General features: G+C 61.4%; 18 protein-coding genes. 14 read left to right on the top strand and 4 right to left on the bottom strand.

Going from position 1 to position 17,557, the window contains the following annotated elements:
• Positions 1–49: 49 nt before the first annotated feature.
• On the bottom strand, positions 50–847 hold the full coding sequence (locus BUA94_RS04635; protein WP_408011907.1) for a DeoR/GlpR family DNA-binding transcription regulator: 798 nt from the start codon (positions 845–847) through the stop codon (positions 50–52).
• A 276-nt stretch (positions 848–1,123) separates the two neighbouring features.
• On the opposite strand from BUA94_RS04635, the gene BUA94_RS04640 reads away from it, so the two are divergent.
• From BUA94_RS04640 to BUA94_RS04660, 5 genes are all read left to right on the top strand, one after another.
• Entirely contained in the window at positions 1,124–2,614 is a 1,491-nt protein-coding gene (locus tag BUA94_RS04640) for an alkaline phosphatase (protein ID WP_073009400.1), read from the top strand.
• 84 nt (positions 2,615–2,698) lie between these two features.
• The gene (locus BUA94_RS04645; protein ID WP_073009402.1) at positions 2,699–3,148 is read left to right on the top strand and encodes a hypothetical protein; all 450 of its coding nucleotides are present in this window, start codon (positions 2,699–2,701) and stop codon (positions 3,146–3,148) included.
• A 3-nt stretch (positions 3,149–3,151) separates the two neighbouring features.
• The gene (locus tag BUA94_RS04650; RefSeq protein ID WP_073009404.1) at positions 3,152–3,832 is read left to right on the top strand and encodes an ABC transporter ATP-binding protein; all 681 of its coding nucleotides are present in this window, start codon (positions 3,152–3,154) and stop codon (positions 3,830–3,832) included.
• Positions 3,825–5,147: an FtsX-like permease family protein gene (locus BUA94_RS04655; RefSeq protein WP_073009406.1), complete on the top strand. Its 1,323-nt coding sequence runs from the start codon at positions 3,825–3,827 to the stop codon at positions 5,145–5,147. Before BUA94_RS04650 ends, BUA94_RS04655 begins: the two co-directional genes overlap by 8 nt.
• Before the next feature lie 12 nt (positions 5,148–5,159).
• Complete coding sequence (locus BUA94_RS04660; protein WP_073009407.1) at positions 5,160–5,663, top strand: copper chaperone PCu(A)C; 504 nt, start codon at positions 5,160–5,162, stop codon at positions 5,661–5,663.
• 303 nt (positions 5,664–5,966) lie between these two features.
• Here the strand turns inward: BUA94_RS04660 and BUA94_RS04665 are convergent, their stop codons facing one another.
• Positions 5,967–6,452: a TlpA family protein disulfide reductase gene (locus tag BUA94_RS04665; RefSeq protein ID WP_175557995.1), complete on the bottom strand. Its 486-nt coding sequence runs from the start codon at positions 6,450–6,452 to the stop codon at positions 5,967–5,969.
• 139 nt (positions 6,453–6,591) lie between these two features.
• On the opposite strand from BUA94_RS04665, the gene BUA94_RS04670 reads away from it, so the two are divergent.
• Positions 6,592–6,936 carry a TfoX/Sxy family protein gene (locus BUA94_RS04670; RefSeq protein WP_073009411.1) on the top strand — a complete coding sequence of 115 codons (345 nt, stop codon included), beginning with the start codon at positions 6,592–6,594 and terminating at the stop codon, positions 6,934–6,936.
• Between the two features lie 17 nt (positions 6,937–6,953).
• On the opposite strand, the gene kdgR is transcribed toward BUA94_RS04670, so the two are convergent.
• Complete coding sequence (gene kdgR, locus BUA94_RS04675) at positions 6,954–7,748, bottom strand: DNA-binding transcriptional regulator KdgR (RefSeq protein ID WP_073009413.1); 795 nt, start codon at positions 7,746–7,748, stop codon at positions 6,954–6,956.
• A 216-nt stretch (positions 7,749–7,964) separates the two neighbouring features.
• Between kdgR and bglB the strand changes: the two genes are divergently transcribed.
• The 8 genes from bglB to BUA94_RS04715 all read left to right on the top strand — a co-directional run bounded on the left by bglB (position 7,965) and on the right by BUA94_RS04715 (position 16,856).
• Entirely contained in the window at positions 7,965–9,086 is a 1,122-nt protein-coding gene (bglB, locus tag BUA94_RS04680; RefSeq protein WP_073009415.1) for a beta-galactosidase BglB, read from the top strand.
• 82 nt (positions 9,087–9,168) lie between these two features.
• Positions 9,169–10,452, top strand: coding sequence for an ABC transporter substrate-binding protein (locus tag BUA94_RS04685; protein WP_073009417.1), 1,284 nt, complete (start codon positions 9,169–9,171; stop codon positions 10,450–10,452).
• 84 nt (positions 10,453–10,536) lie between these two features.
• Positions 10,537–11,430: a carbohydrate ABC transporter permease gene (locus BUA94_RS04690; RefSeq protein WP_073009419.1), complete on the top strand. Its 894-nt coding sequence runs from the start codon at positions 10,537–10,539 to the stop codon at positions 11,428–11,430.
• A gap of 13 nt (positions 11,431–11,443) precedes the next feature.
• A complete protein-coding gene (locus tag BUA94_RS04695; RefSeq protein ID WP_408011914.1) occupies positions 11,444–12,328 on the top strand; it encodes a carbohydrate ABC transporter permease in 885 nt (294 codons plus the stop codon).
• 13 nt (positions 12,329–12,341) lie between these two features.
• Positions 12,342–13,412 (top strand): ABC transporter ATP-binding protein, encoded by a 1,071-nt coding sequence (locus tag BUA94_RS04700; protein WP_073009425.1) that lies wholly within the window; start codon positions 12,342–12,344, stop codon positions 13,410–13,412.
• A gap of 19 nt (positions 13,413–13,431) precedes the next feature.
• Entirely contained in the window at positions 13,432–14,727 is a 1,296-nt protein-coding gene (locus BUA94_RS04705) for a Gfo/Idh/MocA family protein (protein ID WP_084081701.1), read from the top strand.
• Between the two features lie 42 nt (positions 14,728–14,769).
• Complete coding sequence (locus BUA94_RS04710) at positions 14,770–15,792, top strand: Gfo/Idh/MocA family protein (RefSeq protein ID WP_073009428.1); 1,023 nt, start codon at positions 14,770–14,772, stop codon at positions 15,790–15,792.
• Positions 15,789–16,856: a Gfo/Idh/MocA family protein gene (locus BUA94_RS04715; RefSeq protein ID WP_073009431.1), complete on the top strand. Its 1,068-nt coding sequence runs from the start codon at positions 15,789–15,791 to the stop codon at positions 16,854–16,856. Before BUA94_RS04710 ends, BUA94_RS04715 begins: the two co-directional genes overlap by 4 nt.
• A gap of 6 nt (positions 16,857–16,862) precedes the next feature.
• Here the strand turns inward: BUA94_RS04715 and BUA94_RS04720 are convergent, their stop codons facing one another.
• Positions 16,863–17,474 carry a TetR/AcrR family transcriptional regulator gene (locus BUA94_RS04720; RefSeq protein ID WP_073009434.1) on the bottom strand — a complete coding sequence of 204 codons (612 nt, stop codon included), beginning with the start codon at positions 17,472–17,474 and terminating at the stop codon, positions 16,863–16,865.
• Positions 17,475–17,557: the final 83 nt, after the last annotated feature.

Consider the following 17,557-nt stretch of genomic DNA (forward strand, 5'->3'; position numbering starts at 1 on the left):
GAGAGGTCCGTCACAAATCTCCGGCCTGACAAGCTCCGGCCTGACAAGCTCAGGCCTCTCCCTTTTGGTCCTCGCCGACGATCGTCTGTACCTGCGAACCATCAAGCAGGTGCTGGATATGAGGCGGCAAGGGCGCATCGGTCACGATGTGGCTGACATCGGTCAGATGGCCGCCGCGCACATGGGCCGGTCGGGTGAACTTGCTGTGGTCCAGCACCAGGTAGGACTGGCGGCAGTTGGCGAGAATGGCCTGGCGGGCTGCCACTTCTTCCTCGTGGAAGTCGAGCAGGGTGCCATCATCATCCACGCCGGCAACGCCGAAGATGCCGATGTCGACCTTGTACTGGGAGAAGAATTCCTGGGCGCTCTGGCCCACTACGTCCCGGTCGCCGCTGCGCAGTCGTCCGCCTGCAATCGTCACCTCAAAGCTGAGATTGGCCGCGGCGGTGAAGGCAACGTTCAGGTTGTTGGTGAAGATCTTCAGTTTCTCGTGCCCGGACAGGGCCTGCATGACGATTTCCGGCGTGGTGCCGATGGAAAACGCCAGGGATTGGCCGTTGCTCACAAGGCCCGCGACAGTGGTCGCAATGACCTTCTTGGGAGCCAGATTGAGAATCTGACGGGTGCTGTAATGGATGTTTCCGGCCGAAACCGGCGGCTCCACGCCGCCATGGGTCCGGCGCAGGATCCCCATTTCGCACAGACCATTGACGTCCCTGCGGATGGTCTGGGTGGTCACCTCAAAGCGCTCGGCCAAGGCTTCCACCGACATGAAACCGGAGGCCTGGACGAGATCGGCGATCTCGGCTTGCCGGCTGCTAAGATTGGCTTGCACGGGTGCGGTCACCCCTGATATCTCCCCGCTGGTCCGATGGTGCCAGCGCTCTGCTTCGATGTGTCTGCGGCTGGAGCGGATGCTCCCGCAGAATCCAAGCCTAATGCGCTCATATGAATGTTCCTAGACGTTCATATGAAAATAATATGACGGCTATGCCGATCTGTCATTCTGCAAGTGAAGTTTGCAGCTTCCGGCGCATAACATGGGCAACCGTCAACCAGCTGTCACACAACGCTCCTAATGAGGCCGTGCATTTCCTCTCCGCCTACACCTGGGAGAACTTACATGAAGACCGCACTCGCCGCTGTGATGGCTCTGGCCATCAGCAGCAACGCCGTTCTGGCACAGTCTGCTCTGCCGCAGCAGAACAGCAAATGGTTCACGGACGCTGAAGCCAAGATCCAGGAAATGGTTGCCCAGCAGCCGAACACCAAGCGTGCAAAGAACGTGATCCTGTTCACCGCTGACGGCAATGGCGTCGGCACGAACTACGCGATCCGTCTGTTCTCCGGCCAGCAGGCCGGCCTGCTCGGTTCCGAGTATGTGCAGCCGCAGGAAGCTTTCCCGAACTCTGCTCTGGTCAAGACCTACACCACCAATGGCCAGACCCCGGACAGCGCGCCGACAGCTTCCGCCATGAACACCGGCGTGAAGTCCAAGAACGGCATGATCAACGTTGATGAATCTGTTGCCGAAGGCGATTGCGCTGCCGGTCTGGATCACACGATGAAGACCTTTGCCGAGATCGTTTCCGAAGCTGGCAAGTCTGTCGGCGTCGTTTCCACGGCTCGTATCACCCACGCAACGCCGGCTGCCGTCTACGCCAAGACCGCTCAGCGCGACTGGGAAAACAACGCTGAACTGCCGGAAGGCTGCCAGCAGAAGGACATCGCCGCTCAGCTCATCGATCAGATGAAGGCCGGCGTTATCGACATCGCCATGGGCGGTGGCCGTGGCCAGTTCCTGCCGAAGGACGTCAAGGACGAAGAGGGCAAGGGCGGCAAGCGCACCGACGGCCGCAACCTCGTTGAAGAAGCCAAGTCTCTCGGCGCCCAGTACGCCTGGGACGAAGACACCTTCAAGGCCCTCGGCGATGGCGGCAACGCTCCGGTTCTCGCTCTCTTCGAATCTTCTCACATGAAGTACGAAACCGACCGCACCGGCGAGCCGTCCCTGGCCGAAATGACCGCAGCAACCATCAAGAACCTGTCCAAGAACGACAATGGTTTCTACCTGATGGTTGAAGGTGGCCGCGTCGACCACGCCAACCACGATGGCAACCTGTTCCGCACCCTGACCGACGGCAAGGCTTTCGCTGACGCCATCGCAATGGCTGACGAACTGACCAACGATGAAGACACGCTCATCATCGTGACCGCCGACCACGAACATGCGATCGCCTTCAACGGCTATTGTGGCCGCGGTTCGCCGATCACCGGCCTGTGCTACGATGTCGATGGCGCTGGCGTGAAGCACCTGGACAAGCCGCTGCTGGGCGATGACGGCAAGCCGTTCACCGTTGCCGGCTTCCTCAATGGCGCTGGTTCCGTTCTCAAGAAGGACGACAACTGGACCGGTTCGCGTCCGGACCTGACCCAGGAACAGGCCATGGACCCGGATTACCTGCAGCAGGCTCTGATCCCGATGTCTTCTGAAACCCACTCGGGTGAAGACGTTGCCCTGTTTGCAAAGGGCCCGTGGGCACACCTGTTCAACGGTGTCGTTGAGCAGAACTACATCTTCCACGTCATGAACTATGCCGTGAACGCAAAGTAATTTGCGGGAAAACAGGGAAAGGCCCGCACCTGCGGGCCTTTCTCGCTTCTTTTCGGGCTGGGGTTTTGAAAAAGGAATATGCGAATGGACCGCAGGCAATTCATCATGGGTGCTCTGGGATGTCCGGCGCTTTCCGCCGCAAGCCTTAGCCTTTCAGCCCTTACCCCGGCCTTTGCCGATGACACGGTGAAACTCAGGGATCTTTACAACAAGGATCTCAGCTTTTCCGACTATGCGCTGGAGCGCGAGGGAAAGCGTGTTTCGATCAGTGGCTTCATGGCCCCGCCGCTCAAGGCGGAAACCAATTTCTTCGTCCTCACCAACCGCCCCCTGGCGGTCTGCCCGTTTTGTGAAACGGAAGCCCAGTGGCCGGACGATATTCTGGCCATCTACGCCAAGCGGGTGATCGACGTGATCTCCTTCAACACGCGCATCGTGACGCGCGGCAAGCTTGAGCTCGGCACCTTCACCGATCCGGAAACAAAGTTTGTCAGCCGGGTCCGCCTGGTTGATGCCGTCTACGACAAGGCCTGAGCCATGGCCGGTCTGCCTCTCGATGTGCTGGACCTGACGGTCACCGGTGCAGGTGGCCGCGTCCTTCTGCAGCCTGCCAGCTTCAAGGTGAAGGCAGGGGAGGCGATCGGCATTCGCGGCCCGTCCGGGGCCGGTAAATCCACTCTGCTTTATGCGCTCGCGGGCCTTCAGCCCAAGGTGGGCGGAACGATCGACTGGGGCGGGCAGGATCTTGCCCGGTTCAGCGATGCAGAGCGGGCCCGCTTCCGGCGTCAGCATGTCGGCATGGTGTTCCAGGACTTTCTGCTGTTCGAGGAGCTGACTGCCCTCGGCAACGCCGCACTGACAGCCGCTTTTGCGCCCCGGCAGGAAATTGCCCCGATCAGATCCCGCGCCACAGCCCTTTTGGAACGCCTTGGTGTCTCCCGCTCGCGGCGCAATGTCGATAGTTTTTCCGGAGGCGAACGCCAGCGTGTGGCCATTGCCCGCGCGCTCGCCAATGATCCGGACATCATTCTGGCCGATGAGCCGACCGCCAGCCTCGACCGGGCCGCAGCCGACCGGCTGATCGGCGATCTGACCGATCTGGCCCGCAAGGAAGGCAAGACGCTGATTGCGGTCAGCCATGACCGGCATCTTCTGGACCGCATGGACCGGTGTCTTGAAGTCGCCGATGGAAAGCTGCTGGAGCCGTCCCATGCCTGAGTTGCTTCTTGATTATTGGCAGGATCTGGCTCCAGCCACCCAGGATGCCGTCATCCTGGTGCTTCTGCTGCTCCCGGCGATCCTGACCGGGCTGTTCGTGACGGCAGGCTACCGGCCGCTGGCTCTGGTGCGTTCGTTGCTGTGGCGCTACCGCTGGACCAATCTCATGTTCGTGGCGCTGATTGCGGTGTCCGTTGGCCTTGGCGTTGGCTTGACCGCCCAGGAGCGGGGGCTCCGGCAGGGTACGGCGCGGGCAGCTGAGAAGTTTGACCTGATCGTCTCGGCTCCGGGTAGCGAGATCACCATGATGTTTGCCGCCGTCTATCTGCAGCCGAGCGACGTGCCGCTCTTGGATGGCGCGGCCTATGACAAGATCGCGACTGCCGAAAATGTGGAGCTCGCCGCCCCGATTGCCTTTGGGGACAGCTTCGAAGGCTCCCCGGTAGTCGGCACGACGCCGCAATTTGTCGAGCATCTGACAGGCGCGCTGACCGAAGGGCAGATGTTTGCCCGTCCGGGCGAGGCGATTGCCGGTGCGGCGGTGGATCTGGCCATCGGAGCGGAATTCACGCCTGCCCATGGCAGCGGCGAGGGGGCCGATCACGAGGCGCACGCGGGGGCTACGACCCGGATCGTCGGCAAGATGGCCGCCACCGGCAGCCCGTGGGACAAGGCCATTCTGGTTCCCGTGGAAGCCGTGTGGGAAGTGCACGGCCTTGCCAATGGCCATGCGCCGGAGCGGGCAGACCAGATCGGGCCGCCTTTCGATCCGGACTATTTCCCCGGTACGCCAGCGGTCCTGGTCCGGGCGGAGGCGCTTTGGGCCAATTATGCCCTGAAGTCCGAGTTCACCACGGACAAGACCATGGCCTTCTTCCCCGGCGCCGTCCTCTCCCGGCTCCACAGCCTGATGGGCGACATCCGTCAGGTCATGTCCCTGATGGCCGTGGTGACCCAGGTTCTGGTGACGGCCGGTGTCCTCACCGGTCTGGTGGTGCTGGTGCGGCTGTTCTCCCGCCGTCTTGCCCTGTTGCGGGCCCTGGGCGCACCGCGCCGCTTTGTCTTTGCAGTGGTCTGGTCCTATGCCTCGGTGCTGATTGCGGCCGGAGCCTTGCTCGGACTTGCGGCCGGATTTGCCGCAAGCGGCATCATCTCGGCGGAAATCAGCCGCCGGACCGACATTCTGGTCGAGGCGAGCCTCTCCTGGCCGGAGTTTCATCTCATTGCCGGCTTCGTCAGCCTGACCGTTTTCCTGGCGCTGCTGCCCGCACTTCTCTCTCTCAACCGGCCGGTGATTCCCGACCTCAGAAGCTGAAGGTTTCTTTCCATGCTTGCCAATTTTGCCGTGTCTTGCTCCCTGCTGGCTGCCCTTTCCGTCCCCGCTTTCAGCGAAGATGCTGCCGGTCATCACCATGGGGAGGCCGAGCATGTCAGCGAACTGGGCGGTGTGCGCATCGTTCACGCCTGGACCCGGGCAACGGAAGACGAGGAAGCGCTGGTGTTCTTTGAGCTGGAAAACGGCTCGGACAAGACCGTGACACTGATCGGCGGGGAAAGCGAAGCCGCGAGTGCGGTTGCTCTCGTCGGCATCGACTTCAAGGGCGGGGAGGCCAAACTGGTGCCGCTGCCGCAGGTCCCGGTCAAGCCCGGCTCCGAGCTGCATCTGGATCCGGAGAGCCTTGCCCTCCAGCTGACCGGACTGACCGCACCTCTGAAACAAGGGGACGTTGTCGAGGTCGAAGTGCAGCTCGACCTCGGTCATCTGGATGTTGACGTCGAAGTGGAAGCCGCCGACGCCAAGGGCCACTCCCACGCTGGACATTCCCACTAACATCCTGTCTGCGGTCGCTGACATCTCCCCCGCGAGGGTGGAGGCGGGCGTATGCCGCGCCGCTTTTGTGTCTCATCAAGCTCGGAACTTCTAGGGCCGTCACCCCGGCCAAGCGGAGCGCGAGCCGGGGCCTACTCGCTTGTTCGGGAACGCGGGCAGTAGAAGGAAGCTGACGGAGTTTTGCCGAAACGGCTCTCAATGTACTTTGGGCTGCAAGCCGTTCCCGTTTCAAGAAAAGCTCTGCGAGTGAGTGGGTCCCGGATCTCCGCTTCGCTGCGTCCGGGATGACGGTGGAGGGGGGAACTATTCCCCGTTCAGAAAGCGGATGACTTCTGACTGGTATGCCTCGTCGCCCCAGGGGGCGGAGCCGTCGATCCTGCGGGTGACCTTGCCGTCCGCGTTCAGGAACACCGTTGAAGGGTAGCCCTTGATTCTGAAGATGCGGCCGGCTTCTGCCGGTGCCGCCTGCAGGCTCGTCAGGTCCGGCAAGTCCAGATCCTCGCTCAGGAAAGACTGGACGGCAGCGAGAGGCTTGGTGTCGACCGAGACAATCAGCAGCCGCCTTTGGAGGTCTTCCGGCAGCGCAGACCTGAAGACCGCGAGCTCCGGCAGTTCCGCCCGGCACGGTGCGCACCAGCTTGCCCACAGGTGGATGAGCACCGGTTTGTCCCCGGCCAGGTCCTGCAAGGCCAGAACCTTGCCCGCCGCGCCCGTCAGCTGCAGGCCCAGCTCTTCAGCCTCCACCCCGGTGGAAACTGTGAGCCCGAGCGCTGCCAGGGCGCCCATCATTTGCCGTCTCGAAAAGAACATCGGAGAGTTGGGCGAGACGGGCATCTTTCGGCTTTCTGCAATGCGGGGCGCGACGGCCCTGTCCTGACATGGCAAAATGACCAAGCGGTGACACCTTGCCGGAGGATCAGGGACCTGAATGGCTGTCGATGAAGAACTGGATCAGATTTTCCGCGAGGCCCTGGGCGGTCTGCCGGGTGTCAGCGAGAAGCGCATGATGGGCGCGACTTGTTTTCTGGTCAATGGTCACATGGTGGGTGGAGCCATGCGGGAGAAGAACGGGCTGCGCCGGTTTCTCTTCCGGGTGGGCAAGGCAAACCGGGCCGAGGCGGAGGCCATCGGCAATGGCCAGATCATGGAAATGGGCGGCCGGAAAATGTCGGGTCTCTATTTCGTCGATGCGGATGATTGCCCGCCGGAAATCTTCACCGCCTGGAAGTCCCTGGCGCTTTTCAACGCCTTCTCGTTGCCGCCGAAGGAATAGAGGGGCCAGAGCACCCGTTAGATCTGCGAGGGGCGGTAGCCGAGGGCGGCCGAGGCTTCGCCGGCTGCCGAGGTCAGCAGGCTGACATACTCGCCCTTGCGGGCTTCATCGAAGCGGAAGAGCGGGAAGGCAACGGAAATGGCGGCAATCGTGTTGCCCAGATGGTTGAAGACAGGGGCTGCCATGCAGCGCACACCGGCTTCGCTCTCTTCAACTTCCTCCGAATAGCCGCGTTGCCGCGTCAGCTGAAGCTGTCCGAGCAGCTCGTCTGCGGTGGTGATGGTGCGCGGCGCCAGCTTGACCATCGACATCTGCTTCACCCGGTCGCGAATCTCATCCTCGCTGCGGAAGGCAAGCAGGGCCTTGCCGAGGGATGTGCTGTGCAGGGGATTGCGCAGGCCCAGGGTCGACTTCATCGACAGGTTGTAGAAGGAATCGTACTTGTGGATGTAGACGACCTTTCCGTCGCGCTCATCCAGAATGCCCAGATTAATGGATTCGCCCGTGGCGCGGGACAGTTTGGCCATCGCCTTGTCCGCCACCCGCAAGAGATCCGTCTGTTCGCTAAGCGATCGAGCGCCCAGGCTGAACAGCTTCAGGGTCAGCCCATATTTCTCCGTTTCCGGATCCTGTTCCACATAGCCCAGCTCAACCATCGTTTGCAGCAAACGGTGGGCGGTGGTCTTTGACGTCATCGCCTTTTGCGCCAGATCGGCAAGGCTCGCGCGCTTTTCGTCCACGAGGGTTTCCAGCACGGCGAAGACCTTGAGAACGGCTGCGACGTTTTCGGTTTTGGGCTGTGGATCTGCCATATTCTTGTTCTTTATTTTTCGGAACCTCATTCTGAATTTTGAATTTCAGCCTGTCAAGCGGTCCGGTAAAATCCGAAAACATTCATGTTTTCATATTGTGCGCTGCGGAATTGCCTCGCCAAAAACAGCGTTGATATTTGCCGTCGAGTATGGTTGCTTATTTTCCGAAACGATGTTCCGAAAATTTTTTCGTAAGACTTGGGAGGGTCCGGCATCATGCATCCGCTGCTTAGGCAGAAAGACCATTTTATCTCGCGTAGCGGCGTGTGTGAGCTGATTGACCGCCTGACCGACAACCTCATCAACATCGAGGATAAGACGGGCGAGTTCCTGCTCAGGCTGGAAGATGGCCGTGTCATCGACACCAAGGGTTGGGCCGGATGGGAGTGGACCCACGGCATCGGTCTCTACGGGTTGTTCAAATACTGGCAGCAGACCGGCAATCAGAAGGCCATGTCCATCATCACGGACTGGTTCGAGGCCCGGCTGGCCGAGGGAACACCGACCAAGAACATCAACACGGTCGCGCCTTTCCTGACCCTTGCTCATCTTCACGAGCTGTCCCCGGATCCGCGTTTCGTGCCCTATCTGGAGACCTGGGCCGAGTGGGTCATGCATGAAATGCCGCGTACCCGCGAAGGCGGCCTGCAGCATATCGTCTACAACAGCGTGAACGACCAGCAGATGTGGGACGACACGCTGATGATGAGCGTGCTGCCGCTGGCCAAGATCGGTCTTGTGCTGAACCGTCCGGAGTATGTGGAAGAGGCCAAGTACCAGTTCCTTGTTCATGCCCAGTATCTGTGCGACACCCACACCGGTCTCTGGTTCCATGGCTGGACGTTCGACGGCAATCACAACTTCGCCAAGGCACTCTGGGCCCGTGGCAACAGCTGGATCACCATTGCCATCCCCGAGTTCATCGAGCTTCTCGACCTGAAGGAAGGGGATGCCCTGCGCCGGCATCTGGTGTCGCTGCTCACCCGTCAGGCGGCGACTTTGAAAGAACATCAGGATCAGAAAACGGGCCTCTGGCACACGTTGATCGATGATCCGGATAGCTATGTGGAAGCGTCTGCGACCGCTGGCTTTGCCTATGGCCTGATGAAGGGCGTGCGCAAGCGCTATCTCGGCCGCGAGTATCTGGAAACCGCAGAGCGGGCGATGAAGGGCGTGGTCGATCACATCAGTGCGGACGGTGAGCTTCAGCAGGTGTCCTTCGGAACCGCGATGGGCAGCGACCTGGATTTCTACCGCGAGATCAAGCTGACCTCGATGCCTTACGGGCAGGCCATGGCCATGCTGTGTCTGACGGAGCTTTTGCGCAGCCATATCTGAGGCGGCTGTGCGGGAATGACGGGGTGACCCGTGAAATCTGTCCGGGCCGGGGAGGGCACCGGAAAAAGTGGAGGAAGATATAATGACCAAACTGACGAGACGTACCCTTCTGGGCACCATGGGTGTGGCAGCCGCCGCAACTGCGCTGCCGCGCCTTCCGGCCATGGCCGCAGACCGGACCATCCGGCACTTCTGGTGGGGCAACCCGAACCGTGACAAGCGGACCTTCGACGTGATCGCCGCCTTCCAGAAGAAGCATCCGGACATTGAAGTTTCCGGCGAAACCATCGGCTGGGGCGACTACTGGACCAAGATGGCGACCCAGACCGCGGGCCGGAACATGGCCGATCTGGTGCAGATGGACTACCGCTATCTGTTTGAATACACCCGCCGCGGCGCGCTCAAGCCGCTGGACGAATATATCGGCAAGACCCTGATGATCGAGGACTTCGATCAGGGCCCGATTTCCGGCGGCAAGGTTGATGGCCAGCTTTATGCCCTCAACATCGGCTCGAACAGCCAGGTCGTGACCTACAACACCCGCCTGATCAAGGAAGCCGGCGTCGAGTTCGATCCGATCAACTGGACCCACGAGGACTTCGCCCGAGTCTGCGAGGCGGTCACCAAGGCAAGCGGCGGCAAGATCAAGGGCTGCGACGACCTCTCCGTTTATATTGAAGACGCTGAAGCCTGGATCCGCCAGCGCGGCAACGAGTTCTATGACGCGGACGGCAATGTCTCGGCGACCGTGGACGACATGTCCACCTATTGGCAGCATTGGGCAGACCTGCGCGCCAAGGAGATCATCGTCGGCAAGGAACGCACCCTGACCCTGGACGAAGCGCTGGCTGAACGCGGCATCATCAAGGGCGATGCGGCCATGTCCGCCATCTGGTCCAACCAGGTCGTGGGCACCCAGGCCCTGATGCAGGATGAAGTGGGCGCCGCCATGCTGCCGCACCTCAAGGATGGCAAGCCGGGTCAGTTCATCAAGCCGTCCATGTTCATGTCCCTGTCGCGCGATGCCAAGGATGTGGATGCGGCGATCGCCTACATGAACGATTGGGTCAATGATCCGGAAATCACCGCGATCCTCGGCCTTGAGCGCGGCATTCCGTGTTCCGCCAAGGTCCGTGAGGCCCTTGCTCCGAACCTCAGCCCTGTCGAGCAGCTGACGATGACCTACTTCAACGCGATCCAGGACAAGGTGGCGCCGCTGCCGCTTCCCGCTCCCAAGGGGGCCGGCGAAGTGCGCGACAGCTTCCGCCGGACCGCATCGGAAGTCATCCTTGGCAACATGAGCGCAGCCGATGCCGCCACCATGTTCATCGAGGATGCCCAGTCCATCGTGGAACGCGCCCGCTAGAGGCCTGCCTGACCAATCCTCCTCCCGTCCTGCGGGGGGAGGGCCGTGCGCCCCATCGCACATTAGAAGAACAAGGCACTGCCCATGAAACGCATTCTCGCGCGCAACGCGCCCGGCTACCTTTTCCTGTCGCCCTGGCTGCTCGGCTTTTTCCTGCTGGCACTCGGGCCGATTCTCGCGTCCCTGTACCTGTCCTTCACCCGCTATGACATGGTCAGCGATCCGCGTTGGATCGGGTGGGGCAATTACGAATACATGTTCACCCGGGACCGGCGTTTCTGGAAGGCCCTCGAAGTCACCTTCACCTATGTGGCCTTCGCGGTGCCCCTGCGCCTAGCCTTCGCCCTGGCTGTTGCCATGCTTTTGGACAAGGGCCTGAAGACCATCGGTCTTTACCGCGCGATCTTCTATCTTCCGTCCCTTCTGGGCGCGTCCATCGCCATTGCCATCCTTTGGCGCGAGCTCTTCTCTGCGACCGGTGTCGTCAACCAGATGCTGGCCCTCGTGGGCATCGAGGGAACGGACTGGATCACCAATCCGAAGACCTCGATCTACACGCTGGTGATGCTGGCGGTCTGGCAGTTCGGCTCGCCGATGCTTATTTTCCTTGCGGGCCTTCGCGGCATTCCGAAGGACCTCTACGAGGCGGCCGAAATCGACGGCACGCCGCGCTGGCGGCGGTTCACCCGCATCACGCTGCCGCTGCTGGCGCCGGTGATCTTCTTCAACCTCGTCCTGCAGACCATCGATGCCTTCAAGACCTTCTCCAGCGCCTTCATCATTTCCAATGGCACGGGCGCACCGGCGGACAGCCTGCTGTTCTTCACGGTCTATCTCTTCAACGAGGCTTTCAAGTTCTTCCGCATGGGTTACGCCTCGGCGCTGGCCTGGGTGCTGCTGATCATCATTGGCGTCTTCACCGCGCTGGCCTTCCTGTCTTCCAAATACTGGGTGCATTATGACAACGACCGCGACTGATCTCGAAAAGGCCATGGCCTTTGACGAGGCCGCCCGGGTTGCCCATGAGCTTCGGGTAAAACAGGACCAGCGGAACCGCAGGGCGCGCTATCTCAAGCACCTGTTCCTGATCCTCGTGTCCGTGGTGATGCTCTATCCGCTGTTCTGGCTGGTGGCCTCGTCCCTGAAGCCGGAAACCCAGATCTTCGGCAGCCTGTCCCTGTGGCCGGAAGAGTTCCACTTCGACAACTACACCAGGGGCTGGAACGCGCTGCCCATCTCCTTCACCGTGTTCTACATGAACTCGGCCATCGTCACCTTGCTGTCGGTGGTGGGCAACCTGATCTCCTGCTCCTTTGCAGCCTATGCCTTTGCACGGCTGCAGTTCACCGGCCGGACGATCTGGTTCGCGCTGATGATGATGACGCTGATGATCCCCTATCACGTGGTGCTCATCCCGCAGTATGTTCAGTTCCTGAAGCTTGGCTGGGTCGATACCTATCTGCCGCTCGTCGTGCCCAAGTTTCTGGCCTCCGATGCCTTCTTCATCTTCCTGATGGTGCAGTTCTTCCGCCAGCTGCCGCGGGAGTTGGACGAGGCGGCGATGATCGACGGCTGCTCGCCCTTCAAGATCTACTGGGCCATCATCCTGCCCCTGTCGCTTCCGGCCATGGGCACGGCAGCCATCTTCTCCCTGATCTGGGTGTGGGAGGACTTCCTAGCCCCGCTGATCTACCTGAATGACATCAAGAGCTACACCGTGCCGCTGGCACTCCGCCTGTTCCTCGACCAGGAAGGCGAGTCCGCCTACGGCCAGATGTTCGCCATGTCCGTGCTGTCGCTCGTGCCGGTGGTGATCTTCTTCGTGGCTTTCCAGAAACTCATCGTGCGCGGCATTGCCACCTCGGGAATGAAATAAGGACTTGGAACGAATGGCTGGTTTGGAGCTCCGCAACGTCGGCAAGAGCTACGGCTCACTTTCCATCATCAAGGGACTGGACCTGGATGTGGTGGACGGCGAATTCCTCGTCCTGGTCGGTCCTTCCGGCTGCGGGAAGTCGACCCTTCTGCGCATGATCGCGGGTCTGGAAGACATCAGCGACGGCACGATTTCCATCGGCGGCAAGATCGTCAATGACCTGCCTGCTTCCAAGCGCGAGCTGTCGATGGTCTTCCAGAGCTATGCGCTCTATCCGCATATGACGGTCGCCAAGAACCTGGCCTTCGGCCTGCAGAACTTTAATGTGCCGAAGGCGGAAGTCCAGCGCCGGGTGGAGGAGGCTGCGCGCATCCTGCAGATCGGCCAGCTGATGGACCGCAAGCCGCGTCAGCTCTCGGGCGGGCAGAAGCAGCGCGTCGCCATCGGCCGGGCCATCGTGCGCGAACCGCAGCTGTTCCTCTTCGATGAGCCGCTGTCGAACCTGGACGCCGAGCTGCGGGTGCAGATGCGGGCCGAGCTAGCCTCGCTCTATAACCGGCTTGGCACCACGATGATCTACGTGACCCACGACCAGGTGGAGGCCATGACCATGGCCAGCCGGATCGTGGTTCTGCGCGGCGGCAAGATCGAGCAGGTCGGCACGCCGCAGGAACTCTACACACGGCCGCAGAACCTCTTCGTTGCCGGTTTCATCGGCTCGCCAAAGATCAACATGCTGGCAGCAAAAGTGTCGCGCAGTGGGGGAGCCGCTACCATTGCCATCGACGGCATGCCCGCGTTCCAGTTGCCGGGGCTTGCCACCGGCGACGACGCGCTGACCCTGTGCGTGCGTCCGGGCAGCATGCATCTGGGCGGCGGGGATGTTCAGACCCGGGGCAAGATCATCCTGGTAGAATATCTGGGCAACGAGACCCTGCTGCATGTCGCCCTGTCTTCCGGTCAAACCCTTCTGGTCAGCGACAGCGGCCGGTCCCAATATCGCAGCGGCGAGGAGGTCACCCTCGGTTTCGACCTTGCCGACCTCCATGTGTTCGATAGCGCAGGTCAGCGCGTCGAGAGCTAACAAAACGAGAGCCAGTCAAGTGAAGATCGCCATCGTTGGATGCGGGTCGCGGCACAAGATGTTCCGCGATTCCGTGGTTGAGGACTATCCGGAAAAGCATGAAATCGTCGCCCTGTGCGACAGCAACGCCCATCGGCTGAACGAGGCGGCAAAGGCCGTTTCCCAGCCGGGCACCAACGGGGTTGCGACCTATCTGGCGGCAGACTTCGACCGCCTCATTGCCGAGCAGAAGCCGGATACGGTCGTGGTCGCCACGCCCGACTTCCTGCATTCCGACTATATCATCCGCGCCTTCGAGGCTGGCTGTGATGTCATCTGCGAAAAGCCCCTGACCATCGACCTGTCACGCCTGAAGCAGATCGTAGACACGCAGCGCCGGACGGGGCGCAAGATCAAGGTCACCTTCAACTACCGCTATTCGCCCGCCCGCACCCAGATCAAGGAGCTGATCGCCTCGGGCACCATCGGCGAGGTGACGGCTGTCGATTTCCGCTGGCATCTGGACCGGGTGCATGGCGCAGATTATTTCCGCCGCTGGCATCGCCAGAAGGAAAACTCGGGCGGTCTTCTCGTTCACAAGTCCACGCACCATTTCGATCTGCTGAACTGGTGGCTTGGCACTGCGCCGGTCGAGGTCCTCGCCTCCGGCCGTCGGGCTTTTTACCGGCCGGAAATGGCCGTGGAACTCGGGCTTGAGGGCAGGGGCGCCCGCTGCACGGGCTGTCCGGTCGCGGCCAAGTGCGACTTCGATCTCAAGATGGGCGAGGATGCGGCGCTCAAGAGCCTCTATCTCGATGCGGAAGCCGATGATGGCTACTTCCGCGATCTCTGCGTCTTTGATGAGGAGATCGGCATCGAGGACACGATGCAGGCCCATATCCGCTATGCGTCCGGTGTCACTGCCAACTACACCCTGACCGCCTATTCCCCATGGGAAGGGCTGGAGATCAAGTTCCAGGGCACCAAGGGCGAGATCACCCACAGGCATGTGGAAGTGCACGGCGTGTTCGGCGGCGAACGGGACCATGCGGATGAAGATGCCATCACGACCGAGCTGAATCTTGCGGGCCAGAAGCCGGTGATGCTGGAGGTGCCCAAGGCAAAGGGCCATCACGGCGGTGCCGATCCGGTCATGCTCGGCTATATCTTCGATCCGGAAGGCATGGAGCCGGACCGTTTCGGCCGCGCTTCCGATCATGTGGCCGGTGCCTGGTCGATCCTGACCGGCATTGCCGCAAATGCTTCCATCGAAACCGGTTCTCTGGTCAATATACCCAGCATGCTGCGGTCCCGTGGCATTCATATAGGGGCCTAGTGCCCCTCCTTCCTCTCTTCGGTCTTTCAGACAGGCAGCGTCATGGCAGTTCCTCTGCGAATGGGTGTGATCGGCATCGATCACGGACATATCTACGGCATGGTTGAAGGCATGCAGGCGGCAGGCTTCACCCTGGTCGCCTGGAGCACGGGCAGCCAGACCCCGGAGAGCAGCCGCAAGACGGCTGCGGAGAAATGGTCCGGCATTCCCGAGCTGGAGCCGGAGGCAATCCTGGAGGATCAGAGCCTGTCCCTGATCCTTAGTGCTTCGATCAACAGCGAAAGGGCGGCGGTTGCCATTGCTGCAATGGAGCATGGCAAGGATGTGCTGGTCGACAAGCCGGGCTGCACCACGCTGGATCAGCTCGAGACCTTGCAGCTTGCCGCGCTGCGCACTGGCCAGCGCTGGATCGTGTCTTTCTCCGAGCGTGTCGGCGTGGAAAGCACGGCACTGGTGGACCGTCTGATCGGGGAAGGGCGGATCGGCAAAGTCGTCCAGACGGTCGGCTTCGGCCCGCACAGACTGAATGCCGATGTCCGGCCTGACTGGTTCTGGAGCCGGGAGCAGACCGGCGGCATCCTGACGGACATCTGCGCTCACCAGTTCGATCAGTTCCTGCATTTCACCGGCTCCACCGAGGCCAGGGTGGTTTCAGCTCATGTCGGCAACACGGCGAATACGGACCGCCCGGATTTCCAGGATTTCGGCGAAGCCTTGCTGGAGGGCAATTGCGGCCGCGGATATGCCCGCGTGGACTGGCTGACCCCTCATGGTCTGCCGGTCTGGGGGGATGGCCGGATCACGATCCTGGGCACCGAAGGCACCATCGAGATGCGCAAGTATATCGATCTCGCGGGGCGGCCGGGCGGCAACCACGTGTTCCTGGCGGACAAGGCCGGAGTGGAGCATTTCGATGCCACCGGGGCAGGCAAACCCTTCTATACGGCCCTGGCATGGGATGTGGCAGAGCGCACGGAAACGGCCATGACCCAGGCCCATGCCTTCCTGGCGACCCGGCTGGCGCTGGAAGCGCAGGAGATGGCCGAGCGGGAGCAGGCCAGATGAGCAGAAAGATCAGGGTTGCCGTCATCGGGGCCGGTATCGGCAAGGCCCACGTCACCTCCTATGCGGAGGTTCCGGATCTCTTCGAGGTTCGCGCCGTCTGCGATCTCAACCCGGAGCGGGCGCAGGAGGGGGCCGCGCTTGCCCCCGGCGCGAAGGCCGTCACAAGCTTCGAAGAGGTCTGTGCGGATCCTCAGATCGACCTCGTCGACATTTGCCTGCCGCCACAGCTCCATGCCCGCATGACGCTGGCCGCGCTGGAGGCGGGCAAGCATGTGGTGTGCGAAAAGCCGCTCGCGGGCTCCATTGCCGATGTTCAGAAGATGAAGGCGGTTGCCGCCCGGACGGGCAAGCGGGTCTTTCCCGTATTCCAGTACCGCTATGGCGGCGGATATCGCGCAGTTCACGAGTTGAAGGCGCGGGGCCTTCTGGGCAGGCCCTACACGCTGTCGCTTGAAACCCACTGGCAGCGCGGGGCGGACTACTATCTTGAGCGCTGGCGGGGAACCTGGGCAGGAGAAATGGGCGGTGCCATCGTCTCCCACGCCTGTCATGCCCACAATCTGGTGACCCATCTTGCGGGCAATATCTGCGACGTGACCGCTTTTCTCGACACGCGGGTGAACCCGATCGAGACGGAAGACTGCGCAGCTATAATCATGCGCACGGCCGAAGGGGCTCTTGTGACCTCATCCGTGACTCTGGGATCTGCGGGAAGCTCTTCCCGTTTCCGGGCCTGTTTTGAACATGTCACCGCGACCTCCGGTGTTCATCCTTACCGGATCGGGGAGGGGCCCTGGACCTTCGAGGCAACCGATCCGGCCCGTCAGGCCGAAATCGATGTGGTAATCGCCTCTGTCGAGGAGCCGCCAGCAAGGTTCCTGGGGCTGTTCACGGACATTCATGCGGCGCTCAATGGCAAGGAGCCGCTCTATCTGCCAGCCATGGAAGAGGGCGAGCATTCCATCGAGTTGATCACGGCGATCTATGCGTCAGCCCGGGAGGGCAAGGTCATGCATCTGCCGCTTGCCTCTGACCATCCCCTGCACGATGGCTGGCTGCCCTGAGCCGATTTAATCCCGGGGCAGCAAGCCGTTGAGAAACAGGTCAAGCGCTGCTTCCATGTGCTCGTCCGTGTCGATTGCCCCGGCGAAAGGGAAGAGCAGGCGCCAGACGTTCAGCGCCACGGCCGGTCCCGAGATCAGGTCGGTCAGGGACAGGGCAGGGGCCTTTCTGATCAGGCCCTTGTCCGCCAGCTCGTTCAGGCAGTCCTGAAGCTTGAGCTGCATGGGATTGACGAATTGCGTGAAGTGCTCGTGGGACAGATGCGGGAAGCGCTCGCTCTCCAGCAGCAGCAGGCGCATCAGCTCCAGGCACTGACGGTCCGCAGCCACATTCGCATAGATGAACTTCATGAAGGCCCGCAGAACCGCTTCTGCATCGGTGGCTTCCATCGCCATCAAAGCTTCTACTTCGGCAATGACCGGGGTCATCAGCTCGCGGACCATGGTCTCGAACAGCACTTCCTTGTTGCTGTAATAGACGTAGATCGTTCCCTTGGTGACATTGGCACGGGCAGCGATATCGTCGAGCCTGGTCGCAGCAAATCCGTTCTTGGAAAACTCTTCAAACGCCGCTTCCAGTATCTCTCCGGGACGTTCGGCCTTGCGCCGCCGTGCGGTCATTCATTTCTCCGTTGGTTGTAGTATCGTGACCGGCAATTGCCGGTGTGGATTTTTCCTGCCTGCTTTCAGAATTAGCGCGGCGA

Source organism: Roseibium suaedae (assembly GCF_900142725.1).
In the GTDB taxonomy this organism is placed as follows: Bacteria; Pseudomonadota; Alphaproteobacteria; order Rhizobiales; family Stappiaceae; genus Roseibium; species Roseibium suaedae.

Coding starts and splice junctions, on each gene's coding strand:
- BUA94_RS04640 (WP_073009400.1), top strand. CDS start 1,124: ATGAAGACCGCACTCGCCGCTGTGATGGCTCTGGCCATCAGCAGCAAC.
- BUA94_RS04645 (WP_073009402.1), top strand. CDS start 2,699: ATGGACCGCAGGCAATTCATCATGGGTGCTCTGGGATGTCCGGCGCTT.
- BUA94_RS04650 (WP_073009404.1), top strand. CDS start 3,152: ATGGCCGGTCTGCCTCTCGATGTGCTGGACCTGACGGTCACCGGTGCA.
- BUA94_RS04655 (WP_073009406.1), top strand. CDS start 3,825: ATGCCTGAGTTGCTTCTTGATTATTGGCAGGATCTGGCTCCAGCCACC.
- BUA94_RS04660 (WP_073009407.1), top strand. CDS start 5,160: ATGCTTGCCAATTTTGCCGTGTCTTGCTCCCTGCTGGCTGCCCTTTCC.
- BUA94_RS04665 (WP_175557995.1), bottom strand. CDS start 6,452: ATGATGGGCGCCCTGGCAGCGCTCGGGCTCACAGTTTCCACCGGGGTG.
- BUA94_RS04670 (WP_073009411.1), top strand. CDS start 6,592: ATGGCTGTCGATGAAGAACTGGATCAGATTTTCCGCGAGGCCCTGGGC.
- kdgR (WP_073009413.1), bottom strand. CDS start 7,748: ATGGCAGATCCACAGCCCAAAACCGAAAACGTCGCAGCCGTTCTCAAG.
- bglB (WP_073009415.1), top strand. CDS start 7,965: ATGCATCCGCTGCTTAGGCAGAAAGACCATTTTATCTCGCGTAGCGGC.
- BUA94_RS04685 (WP_073009417.1), top strand. CDS start 9,169: ATGACCAAACTGACGAGACGTACCCTTCTGGGCACCATGGGTGTGGCA.
- BUA94_RS04690 (WP_073009419.1), top strand. CDS start 10,537: ATGAAACGCATTCTCGCGCGCAACGCGCCCGGCTACCTTTTCCTGTCG.
- BUA94_RS04695 (WP_408011914.1), top strand. CDS start 11,444: ATGGCCTTTGACGAGGCCGCCCGGGTTGCCCATGAGCTTCGGGTAAAA.
- BUA94_RS04700 (WP_073009425.1), top strand. CDS start 12,342: ATGGCTGGTTTGGAGCTCCGCAACGTCGGCAAGAGCTACGGCTCACTT.
- BUA94_RS04710 (WP_073009428.1), top strand. CDS start 14,770: ATGGCAGTTCCTCTGCGAATGGGTGTGATCGGCATCGATCACGGACAT.
- BUA94_RS04715 (WP_073009431.1), top strand. CDS start 15,789: ATGAGCAGAAAGATCAGGGTTGCCGTCATCGGGGCCGGTATCGGCAAG.
- BUA94_RS04720 (WP_073009434.1), bottom strand. CDS start 17,474: ATGACCGCACGGCGGCGCAAGGCCGAACGTCCCGGAGAGATACTGGAA.